This window comes from Chryseobacterium sp. SG20098 (assembly GCF_031844745.1).
GTDB lineage: Bacteria > Bacteroidota > Bacteroidia > Flavobacteriales > Weeksellaceae > Chryseobacterium > Chryseobacterium cucumeris.
This window is the reverse complement of the sequence record NZ_CP134622.1, coordinates 2,266,650-2,278,423: the sequence shown is the minus strand read 5'-3', so window position 1 is coordinate 2,278,423 and position 11,774 is coordinate 2,266,650. Positions and strand designations below refer to the sequence as shown.

General features: G+C 38.6%; 7 protein-coding genes. 5 read left to right on the top strand and 2 right to left on the bottom strand.

The genetic code is table 11. From position 1 onward, the window contains the following. Window positions 1–111 precede the first annotated feature (111 nt). From RHP76_RS10430 to RHP76_RS10410, 5 genes are all read left to right on the top strand, one after another. Window positions 112–2,604, top strand: coding sequence for a GEVED domain-containing protein (locus tag RHP76_RS10430; RefSeq protein ID WP_311230132.1), 2,493 nt, complete (start codon window positions 112–114; stop codon window positions 2,602–2,604). A gap of 143 nt (window positions 2,605–2,747) precedes the next feature. Further along, window positions 2,748–3,932: a hypothetical protein gene (locus tag RHP76_RS10425; RefSeq protein ID WP_062676190.1), complete on the top strand. Its 1,185-nt coding sequence runs from the start codon at window positions 2,748–2,750 to the stop codon at window positions 3,930–3,932. A gap of 10 nt (window positions 3,933–3,942) precedes the next feature. Then, window positions 3,943–5,364 carry a hypothetical protein gene (locus RHP76_RS10420; RefSeq protein ID WP_120232158.1) on the top strand — a complete coding sequence of 474 codons (1,422 nt, stop codon included), beginning with the start codon at window positions 3,943–3,945 and terminating at the stop codon, window positions 5,362–5,364. 24 nt (window positions 5,365–5,388) lie between these two features. Beyond that, window positions 5,389–5,844: a DUF1801 domain-containing protein gene (locus tag RHP76_RS10415; protein ID WP_062676188.1), complete on the top strand. Its 456-nt coding sequence runs from the start codon at window positions 5,389–5,391 to the stop codon at window positions 5,842–5,844. 152 nt (window positions 5,845–5,996) lie between these two features. Next, the gene (locus tag RHP76_RS10410; RefSeq protein ID WP_311228317.1) at window positions 5,997–7,199 is read left to right on the top strand and encodes an IS256 family transposase; all 1,203 of its coding nucleotides are present in this window, start codon (window positions 5,997–5,999) and stop codon (window positions 7,197–7,199) included. A gap of 210 nt (window positions 7,200–7,409) precedes the next feature. Here RHP76_RS10410 and RHP76_RS10405 read toward each other — a convergent pair whose 3' ends face one another. Both RHP76_RS10405 and RHP76_RS10400 read right to left on the bottom strand, forming a co-directional pair. Continuing rightward, on the bottom strand, window positions 7,410–8,675 hold the full coding sequence (locus RHP76_RS10405) for a TolC family protein (protein ID WP_311230131.1): 1,266 nt from the start codon (window positions 8,673–8,675) through the stop codon (window positions 7,410–7,412). After that, window positions 8,665–11,760: an efflux RND transporter permease subunit gene (locus RHP76_RS10400; protein ID WP_311230130.1), complete on the bottom strand. Its 3,096-nt coding sequence runs from the start codon at window positions 11,758–11,760 to the stop codon at window positions 8,665–8,667. The genes RHP76_RS10405 and RHP76_RS10400 overlap by 11 nt, the downstream gene beginning before the upstream one ends. Window positions 11,761–11,774: the final 14 nt, after the last annotated feature.

Below are 11,774 nucleotides of genomic sequence, written 5' to 3'. Positions count from 1 at the left end.
ATAGTTTTTAATATTAATTTGTCATACATTTTAAATAAAGTTTATGATTTTGTTAAAAATAATATTTTCGTATTGTTATTTTTCCTAAATTTCGCCACAAATGTGATTAAAATGGTAATAAATTTACTTTCTAGAGTGGTACCTGCTATCGCTCTGTTTTCTGCCAGTATATTCATGGCTCAGAATTATCAAACTATGCCGGTCTCTTCAGGCTTTACAGCCGATGTGATTGCCAACGGGATAGGTTCTTCAACAATTAGTACAAATAATGATGTAGACGGAGTTTCTTATGCTTTTGTAGCTAAAGATTTTCAGCTTACATCATCAAGTAATGCCATTACGTATGGGATTCCTGTTGACGGAATTATTAATTCTGTAGTGGCAACCACTCCCGGATTGAGTTTTCAGTTAGCAAATTTGAATACGAATAATTCTTTAAGACTGGCTGCAACCAATGATAACGGAACTTTGGCATTTACAACACCAAAGGCAGCAACCAAGCTGTATATGCTTGCTGTAAGTGGAAGTGGTACTTCTACGGTAAGTGTGGTGGTAAATTTTACAGATGGCAGCTCGCAGACGTTTTCAGGTATCAGTCTTGCTGACTGGTATAATGGACCTAATTTTGCGATCCAGGGGATAGGAAGAATTAAAAAGCCGGGAGCTACTCCTGGAGCTGGTGATGATGTTCCTTCTCCCGAAGGCGGAACTAATCCAAGATTATATCAGGCTGAACTGGCAATAGATGCAGCCAATCAGGCAAAACTAGTACAAAGTGTAACAGTAACCAAAGTAAGTGGTTCTGGGATACCAAATATTTTTGCTTTTTCAGCAGATGCTTATTCGGATTGTATGCCTCCTGTATTGCAGGCGGTTTCAGGGATCACAGCTAATTCTGCTTTAGTGTCATGGACAGGTAGTGCTGCCAGTTATGATGTATACCATAGTACTTCAAACACAACACCGGCGAGCTCAGTAGCACCTACTTATCCGGGAGTAACAGGTACCAGCACAACAATAGGAGGTCTTAACTCCAATACAACTTATTATTATTGGGTAAGATCCAATTGTAACACGGCGACAGGCCAAAGTGTATGGTCTTTTGCAGGCACATTTAAGACAGCTTGTTCTACTTTCACTGTTCCATATACAGAAAACTTTGATACCACAAGTACAGGTTCCAGCTCAAATACGAATGCACCAAGCTGCTGGGCATATTTAGAAAGTGCGTCATTTGCAGGATATGGTTATGTAACCACAACGAATAATTACTCAGCACCTAATGCTTATTATATGAATAATTCAAGTGGGACAACAGGTAGCCAAATGTTGGTTGCACCTCCTACTATAAATCTTTCAGATGGTACGAAGAGGGTAAGATTTTATGCAAAAGCCGGAGGAAGTAATTATACATTATTAGTGGGAACATTATCAAACCCTGCAGATCCTGCTTCTTTCACACAAATTGGTTCTCCTATTGCTCTGACTACTACTCACACACAATATACTGTTAATATTCCAGTGGGTACTGATTTACAGTTAGCATTTAAACATGGTTTAGGAGGTTCTTCACGTTCTATTTATATTGATAATATTACCGTTCAGAATATTCCTTCCTGCCTTGAACCAACGGCACTTATGTCATCAAACGTAACAATGAACTCGGCAACAATCGGTTGGACGGCACCAGCTTCAGTTCCTGCAAACGGATACGAAGTATATTACAGTACAACCAATACAGCACCTGATGCTACAACAGTATTGAACTCTACCAATTCCGTAACTTCTACCACTATTTCTGCACCATTAAGTTCATTATCTACGGATACGAATTACTATGCCTGGGTAAGATCTGTATGTAGTGCTAGTGATAAAAGTATCTGGAGTGAAGCGACTGCATTCAGAACGGGATATTGTCTGCCTTCATCCAGTTCTCAGAATTCCTGGCTTTCTGACTTCAGTTCTACAGGAGGCCTTGTAGATATGGCTTATTCATCTGGATCAAGTGTTGCAGGTGGGTATCAAAACTTAACAACAAGCAGTAACAAAATAATCAATGCTCCGGGATCCAGTACTTCAGTATCTTTCACTGCCGGTGGTCCTACATGTGGAATCGGGGTTTGGGTAGACTGGAATAATAATTTAACTTTTGAAGCTTCAGAAAGAATGTTTGTTACTAACACTTATATTACAAATGCTTCGGGATCTATCACTGTGCCTGCAGGAACACCTCTGGGAACTTATAGAATGAGAGTGGTGACTGATTATAATAGTACAGCCCCTTCAAACCCTTGTTCTGCTATTTCAAGAGGAGAATTTATTGATTTTACATTTGAAGTAGCTACTTCTTTATCAACTTCAGAAACGCAATTGAAGAAAAAAGAAGTGAGTGTATATCCTAATCCTTTCAAAGATGTTCTGCATATTGCGGATATCAAAGATGTTAAATCTGTAACTGTTACAGATGTAGCGGGAAGAGTAGTGAAAACTATTGACAATCCTACCACAGAACTTCAGTTGGGTGAATTGAATGCCGGTTTATACTTAGTGACGATGAACTTTAAGGATGGTTCAAAATCAACAGTAAAAGCCATTAAAAAATAAAATTTTTTGAGTTAATAATTTCTGTAGACGGCTGCATTCGTGCAGCTGTCTTTTTTGTGACCGGTTTATTAATAACTGGACAAAATATTATCAGAAAATGTCCATAAAATTATTATACATTTGCACCGAAAACTATAATATCTATGAATAAATTTAAACTACTTTTTTTAATACCATTATTTTATTCCGAATTTTCCCAGGCTCAGCGAATTGATAAAGAAATAATCAGTTTCCAGCTTTTAAAAGAGCCGGTTTTTCCTACGGAACTTTCCAACAGAAATTATACGATTACGGTAAAGTCTCCCTATAACATTACAAAAGATGATGTCATAAGAATTTCAAAAGAAGACCACCAGAAAAAGGTAGACAATTACCAGACTAATGTTGAAAATGCCAAGTATGAGCATCAGGAAAGATTAAAGGACTATGATGCTGAGGTGAAAAAACTTCAGGAAAAATACAAACTTGAATCTGCAGAATACAGCAAATTGTCAGCGGTTGAAAAAATTGCAGCAACCAACGGTGCTCCTACGCTTAGACTTCCTTCAAGACCTGTCCTTAATATTCCTCCAATGCCGGTTTACCAGCAGCCCGACCTGAGAGATGCTTTAATTGTGGATAACAAAATTCTTGCTTCTCAAATCGATGTGATTGGTTTTTCAAAAGGTGGAAATTATCTTGACATTGTGATTGAGATGGAAAGAACAAACTTTCAGGACAATCAGGGAAAAACCTTTGCCAATCAGCCTACAAAAATCACGGCGAAGCAGGACGGTGCCATAAAACTGGATAAAACCTACTTCTCAGATTTTGCTGAAATAGCAAGTGTTCCAACTAATGAAATTAATCTGAATGCCCAGGAAAAAAGATTTCTGCAAAGAACAATTGACCGTACAAGAAATATTATCAATGAAAACTTCGGCTATCAGACCATTAATTCTACAGTCACATTAGCAACTGTAAAAAATAAAGGAGAGTATGATGATCTGGAAAAAGCATATATCTATGTGACGACCAATCTGAAGAAACTTCAGGCAAAATCTGATTATGCACCGAACAAAATTGCCATGGAGAACATGCAGAAAGGAATTGATCTTTGGAAAACAGCTTTAACAAAAGTAAATTATAATGATAAGAAAGCAGTTTACAATCAGAAGATCGGAGAATACCTTTATTTTAACCTGATCAGATTGAATATTGCGTTAGGTAATTACCAGGAAGCAGAGAAATATTTAAATGAGTTACAGGAACATTTAGTAGATATTAAACTGTCCTACGATGCTAATCTTGAACTGAAAAGACTGGAAGAAAAAATTTATAATAACTAAAGAAAACGATATGATTAAACAGATTATTGCTTCGGCATTAATTACCGCTTCTGTGTACTCTTATGCACAGACGAAAGTAACGGAAGGAACAAAATTCACTGTGGATGCCAATCTTGAAACGGATGATAAACTGGTGCTGGCAGATGATTACAATTCTTATATGTTCAGCGCTATCAATATTGACGGTCTGATGAGAAATGTTTTTCCTCATAAGAAATTACTGATGAGAAAACTGGATCAGAACGGAAGTCTTGTGGATACTTATGTGAAAGATTATGCCAACAAAACGAATGGTGTTCTTCACAATTATCTGGGGTCACAACAGATTGATGATGATAAATTTATAGCATTTACGGAAGAGTATTTCGGAAAAGAAAACAGAAAAGAAGTTTTCCAGCATGTTTTCAGCAGAAAGGAAGGTACTTTTACAACAAAGAGTATTGCAAAATACAGTATTGAATCTACCAATAAATCAGGAACTACTTATGTCCTTTTCTCAGAAAACGGGAAATATGCAGCCATCTTCAACGACAGATTTGCCAATAAAAAAACTGAAAATGTAAATGACGTTCTGGTATTGGATCTGAGAACACTTACTCCGGTATGGAACAAAGAAATTATATTAAGCAGTGACTATGTTGAAAAGTCTCTGACATTAACGAACTCAGCGAAAATCGTTGTATTGCGTAAAGCAGCAGGTTGGAAGGAATCTTACAAGCTGGAACTGGTTTCCAATACGGAAGATAAAGACCTTCCATTCGATGATAAATATATTCCTGAAAAATTATATGCATTCAGTAAAAATGATAATGATTACCTGGTAACTTTTGGAAGAAAAAATGCAGCGGTTACTATAGGTTCAAGTACTTTCGGAACGGTAATGTTTTATGATATGAAATCCGGAAAAGCAGTTATCAGCAATACCAATCTGGCAGGAAGTAAAGACATGAGTGATGTGAAAGTCATCAAAACAATTGTAAAAGGAGATGAAACTTTAATGGCTGTTCAGCAGGAGACGGTAACAAGACCGATGCCTACAGCAATGAACCGTTTCCCGGATCCTGTATATTCTCTGGATGCGGGAATGCTGATCAAGTTTAATAAAGAAGGTGAGGTAAAACAATTTGTAGCGGCAGGCACTTCTACCGGAAAAAGAATTCATGTGGTGGAAGCAGGAGACAAACTTTATATTTCCGCTTTCTATCCTAAAGGAGCATTTGGTAATACAGGATTTTCTATGAAAGTTTTTGACTTCGCCAATCTGAAACCTCAGGAAGTAAGCCTTGATTATAAAGGCAGAAACTTCTTCCAGAATTATGGTTTTGCAGATGGAAATATGATTCAGTATGTTCCGAATGTTAACAAAATGATGTTCCTTCAAAAGAGCAGCAAGGAGGTTCAGATGTTCAGTGTTTACAATTTTATAAAATAATCGTATTTTAGAAAAAATTATCACATGCAGATTCAATCGGTTTCTATAGAAGATTATATCTCAAAAATTCCTGAAGAGAGACAGGAAGCTTTTAAAAAACTTTTTGATACGGTGAACGATAACCTTCCGAAAGGTTTTGAAGACGCTGCCAATTATGGGATGATAGGCTGGGTAGTTCCTTTAGCAAAATATCCTGCCGGATATCACTGTGCACCCGGGACCCCGCTGCCTTTTATCAATATTGCTTCCCAGAAGAATTTTATAGCATTGTATCATATGGGACTGTATTCAACGCCGGAACTCCTCGATTGGTTTGTGACAGAATATCCTAAACACTCCAAAAAGAAACTGGATATGGGAAAATCCTGTGTACGTTTCAAAAAAGCAGAAGATATTCCTTTTGAGCTGATCGCTGAACTCAGTAAAAAAATGACCGCAGACGACTGGATTAAAATTTATGAATCGCAGTATAAGAGATAAAAAAAGCCCTGAAATCAAACAGATTTCAGGGCTTTTGGTAGTGTCTCACTAACTGTGTAAGTTAAAAAGTTATTCTGAAAAATTTTTGAGCCCTCTAAAGCTCAAAAATAATTTTCGGAAATAACTTTTTATTAATTTTAACCTATATAGTTATGATCGACAAAGAAGAATTATTAAACAACAAGGATTTCTATAAGTCCTTTAAAAATGGAGAAGATTTAACCTTTTTCTTCAAACAGATGCACAAACGTGCCGTTGAACATATGCTGGAAGCAGAACTTGATGCTCATCTGGACAATGAAAAACATGAAAAAACCAAAGAAGGGAACTATCGCAATGGACATGGAACCAAGAAAATAAAATCCTCTTTTGGAGAGAGTGAAATCAAAGTTCCCAGAGACAGGGCAAGCAGTTTTGAACCTGCATTAGTTCCAAAAAGGCATAACATCATCGAAGGTTTGGAGAATATTATTATCTCCTTCTACGCCAAAGGGATGAGTGTGAGCGATATCGAAGAGCAGGTTAAAGAACTATACGATTTTGAAATATCTTCCTCTGCCATTTCCAGGATTACCAATGCCGTTGCCACCGAAGTGGTGAGCTGGCAAAACCGCCCCTTAGAAGATTTGTATTTAATTGTCTGGATGGATGGGATCGTATTCAAGGTTCGTGAAAACTCCAAGGTCATTAACAAAACCATCTATTTGGCAGTAGGATTAAATCGTGAAGGGAAAAAAGAAGTTCTTGGAATGTGGCTCGGTAAGAATGAAAGTTCGAGCTTCTGGATGGGTGTTTTAACGGATCTCAAAGCTCGCGGCGTGGAAGATATCCTCATTACGGCAACAGATAATCTGAACGGATTTACTGGGACTATTCGCTCAGTTTTCCCACAATCTCAAACCCAAATCTGTGTCGTTCATCAGATCAGAAATGCCTGCAAATATGTGGTTTGGAAGGATAGAAAAGAATTTTCTGCAGATATGAAACATATTTACACCGCCCCAACAAAACAAGCGGCTGAAGCAGCTCTCAATGATTTTGCAGGAAAATGGGAAAGCAAATATTCTTATGCTATCGCCTCCTGGCGGAATAATTGGGATGAGCTTACTGTATTTTTTGAATTTCCTTTAGAGATCCGTAAGATCATTTATACCACAAATTTAATTGAAAATCTCAACGGAAAAATAAGAAAATACACCAAAAATAAAATGTCTTTCCCTACTGATGAGGCCGTAATGAAATCAGTGTATCTGGCATTAAAAGAAGCCACTAAGAAATGGACAATGCCTATCCAAAATTGGGGCATTGTTCTCAACCAATTTATGCTTATTTTTGAAGAAAGGCTCAGATTATAAAATCCAAGCCATAACTTTTTAACTTACACACTTTATGGGAGAGTGTCGGGCTTTTTTATGTTGGAAGATGGAAGCTGGAAGTAATACTTTTTTTAAACTACTGATTGTCATTTCTTTATAAATATTCCAAGTATTAATAAGTTACTTAAATGGCGTGTATTTATTCATCGGTTTCCAGATGTCTCCATCCTTCTGCTTCCTTCTTCCAGCTTAAAAATGAATATCCCAGATTCCTGCCTTCCTTTCAAGTTCAATTAAAGCTGCTGCATTATCGGCAAGAGCCTGATAATAATCTTTTCGTACATTATTATAGGTTCTCTGGGCATTCAGAACTTCAAGAATAGAACTTTCGCCTCTTTTGTAGCTATAAATGATTCCTTCCAGAATACTTTTGGCCTCAGAAAGCATTCCGTTATGAAATTGTCTGAGCTGTTTCTGAGTGGCTGTGTATTGCTGAAAAGCCTGCGTTACCTCAGCTTTTATCTCCTGTTCGATCTGTTTATACTCAACTTCTGCCTGCGAATGGGCCATTTCTGCTATTTTCAACCCGGCATTTCTTCTGTTGGAAAATTTTAAAGGAATACTGATACCCATTTTTACAGCATTTACAGTGGGAGAAGGAGCAATTTCATTAGTGGCTTCGGTGTGTCGTTCTGTTCCGGCACTGATGCCCAGATCTATGACACGATTAGCTTTTTCAAGGCTGATCTGGCTTTTGGCAACCTCTTTATTTTGCTTGGCTGCCAATAAATCTGCTCTTTTATTCAATGCCTGAAGAATCAGATCGTCAATGCTGAAATCTCTGTTGAAGGTATTAAAATCTCCGGTAACATCTCTGCCAGTTATTTTGCTGTCTCCAAGAAATACAGATAAACCGGTGAGAGCCTGCTGCTCTGCACTTTCGGCCTGATATACTTCATTGAGTAAAGAAGCTGCTTCCAGCTTACTCTGTTTGGAAGTGACCAGGGTTATCGTTCCCAATTGGTACCGAATACTGTCGGATTTTGCCAATTGCCGCATGTTTTGATAAGAATCCTGCTGTACTTCAAGCAAAGCCTTGGATTTTAAAGCCTCAATATATCCTAAACTGGCATCTGCACGAAGATTTCTGAAAAAATCCTGCAGCTGTATTTTGCTTAGCTCCGACTGGTTTTTGGCCAGATTAACACGAGCTTTTCTTTTTCCTCCTAATTCAATTATCCAACCAATGGCGGCTCCATAGACATATCCCATATTCTGCTTCACTCCGTTATTGGTGGTTTCCATTTCCAGTTGAGGGTCAGGAAACATATTAGCGGTTTGAATGGCAGCTTCGGCCATGCTTACATTATATTTCTGAGAGGCATAACCCAGATTCTTATTTCCGACAAGGTTCAGGTATTCTTCAAATGGTAAAAGCTCTTTTTCCTGTGCCTTTATCCCTGTAATGCTCAATAATACTACAGATAATATGATAATATGAACTCTAATTTTCATGTGATTCTAAGTTTTGTTTTTCATTTCGGCGTTCAGCCATAAAATAAATAGCCGGCAGCACGAATAAGGTTAAAATAGTAGAGAACATCAATCCATATACGATTACTGTTGCCAGTGGACGTTGTACATCAGAACCGATTCCTGTGGCTAATGATGCCGGGAAAAGCCCGATTACAGCAACCGTCGCAGTCATCAGTACAGGTCTGAAACGGTCTTTTGCCCCTTTGATGGCAGCCTGTTTCAGTTCATATCCTTTCTTACGCAGATCGTTGATGTGGGAAATCATAATGACTCCATTCTGGATAGCAACCCCGAAGAGTGCGATGAATCCTACTGCAGAAGATACATTCAGAGACATACCACGTATATTAAGTGCCAGCATTCCACCAAATAATGCCAGTGGAACAATAGACATCAGAACCAAAGCCTGTCTGAAATCTCCAAATGCACCATATAATAACAGAAACATGATGGCTAATGCCAGTGGAACAATAAATGCCAGTCTGGAATAGGCTCTGTTTTGATTTTCAAACTGTCCGCCCCATTTGATCTGGTATTTTTCGTGATCATATTGGATATCTTTTTCAATTTTATCCTGTGCATTTTTCAGGAAAGAAGAAAGATCGGTTCCTCTTAAATTCAGCTTTACCGTAAGATGTCGTTTATTCATTTCTCTGGTAATAGTACTTTCACCTGTACTTAATTTTACTTCTGCCACCTGTGATAAAGGAATTTTTGCTCCGGAAGCTGAGGTTAGCATCAGATTTCCGATCTTATCAGGAGTGTCACGGCTGTCTTCTGTATAGCGGCATGAAATATCATATACTTTATTGCCGATAAAGATCTGGGAAATGGCTTTTCCACCTAGTGCAACCTCAATGAGATCGGCGACATCGGCTACATTCAAACCATATTGGGCAATTTTATCTCTGTTGGCAATAATCTGCAGTTGAGGCAATGGGGGTTCCTGATCGATAGCAAGATCTGCTGAACCCGGAATTTTATTTAAAGTAGACAATACATTTTCAGCAATTCTTCTGGTTTCTTTAAAATCTTCTCCATATACCTTTACTACTAATTCGCTGTGAGCTCCGGAAATTTTATCCATAACTCCGTCAATCATAGGCTGTGAAAAACCTACGGTAAATCCCGGCATATCTTTATAATCAGCTGCCAGTTCTTTGATGAGGTCTGCTTTGGTTTTTCCTTCGGGCCATTCGCTGTAAGGTTTTATCCCGACCGAGACTTCAAAATGGGAAGCTGTCCACGGGTCGGTACCATCATCATTACGTCCCGCCTGAACCATCATATACGTAATTTCAGGATGTTTTAAGGTGCGGGAACGTAAGGTATCACTCATTTCTTTTGATTGGGCTAAAGAAATTCCGGGAGGCAGCTGTACCTGCAGCCATATAGAACCTTCATCCAGTTCGGGAAGGAAATCTTTTCCGACCTGATAGGAGAGAATTCCGGCAGATACTAAGACAATCATAATGGGAATGAGAACTCTTTTAGGAGTCTGCATTATTTTTTCAATGCTTTGTCCATAGGTTGTGCTCAGTTTCTCGAGCCATTTATTGTGATAAATCTTCTGTGGTTTCCGATAAATTACATAAGCTAATCCCGGGATAAGAAGTAATGCTACAGCAAGGGCTCCCAACAGAGCATATCCAACAGTAAAAGCCATGGGGGTAAATAATTTTTTTTCTACTCTTTCAAAAGCAAATAAAGGCAGATAGGCGGTAATGATAATGATGGTTGAAAAGAAAATAGGTTTTGCCACCTCAATCACTCTTTGGGTAATGGTTTTTTCTTCCAGTGTCTCTTCAGAATTTTCTTCCCGTTTCTTCAGAATGGTTTCCAGCATGACGATGGCTCCGTCCACAATGATTCCAAAATCAATAGCTCCCAATGAAAGCAGATTGGCGGGAATATTGGTAAAATGCATTAATATAAAAGCAAATAATAAAGAAAGAGGAATGGTAATAGCCACTAAGAACGCTCCACGCCAGCTTCCAAGAAATACAATCAGCACAATAATAACCAGTACAATTCCTTCGGTAAGCGTATGGGAAACTGTGGTAAGCGTTGTTTTGACAAGATCCGTTCGGTCCAGAAAAGGATGAATCTTTACTCCTGGAGGAAGTGTTTCGTTATTCAGTTCTTCAATAGCTTCATGCACTCCTTCCAATACTTGTGATGGGTTCTGCCCTCTGAGTAAAAGCACGATTCCTTCCACACTTTCAGAATAATTGCGGTTTCTGTCGGTGTAGCCAAGAATTCCTTTCCTTTCCAGATTCCCGTATTTTAATGTTCCTACATCATTCAGGAAAACTGGAACTCCGTTTTGGGTTTTGACTACAATTTTTCCAAGATCATCTAAATCTTTTACCAAACCTATTCCACGAATTACATAGGCAAGATTTCCGCGGGGCAGCATACTTCCTCCGGCGCTTACGTTATTTTTGGAGATGGTTTCAGTAACTTCAGAAAGTGACAGTCCGTATTGTTCAAGTTTATGCGGATCCAGCTCAATCTGAAACTGCGTGGTAATTCCTCCGAAATTGGTCACATCGGCAATTCCTGAAACCTGCTTGATACGGGGAATAATTACAAATTTTTGTAAATCCGTAAGTTCCCGCAGACTGTGGTTATTACTTTCGATAATATAACGATAAACTTCGCCAATAGGAGAGGTGAGAGGATCTAATCCGGGCTGTGCACCATAAGGGAGCTCCACATCCGTCAGTCTTTCCTGAATACGCTGCCGTGCCCAGTAATCGTCTATACCATCATCAAAAACCATAGTAATGATGGATAGTCCGAAGGTACTTTTGCTTCGCATTACATGCATTCCCGGAAGTCCGTTCAGAGATCTTTCCAAAGGAATGGTGATTTGCTGTTCTACTTCTTCGGCAGCCAAGCCCGGAACCTGTGTTACCACCTGGGAAGTTACATCGGCGATATCGGGATAGGCTTCTATGGATAGCCTGGTCCAGAAATAATACCCGAAGAATCCCAGTAAAAGGAAAAGGGCAAGCATGAGCCATCTCTTCTGTATCGAGATTGTTAGTAATTTCTTCATAGTTTTTCTTTTAC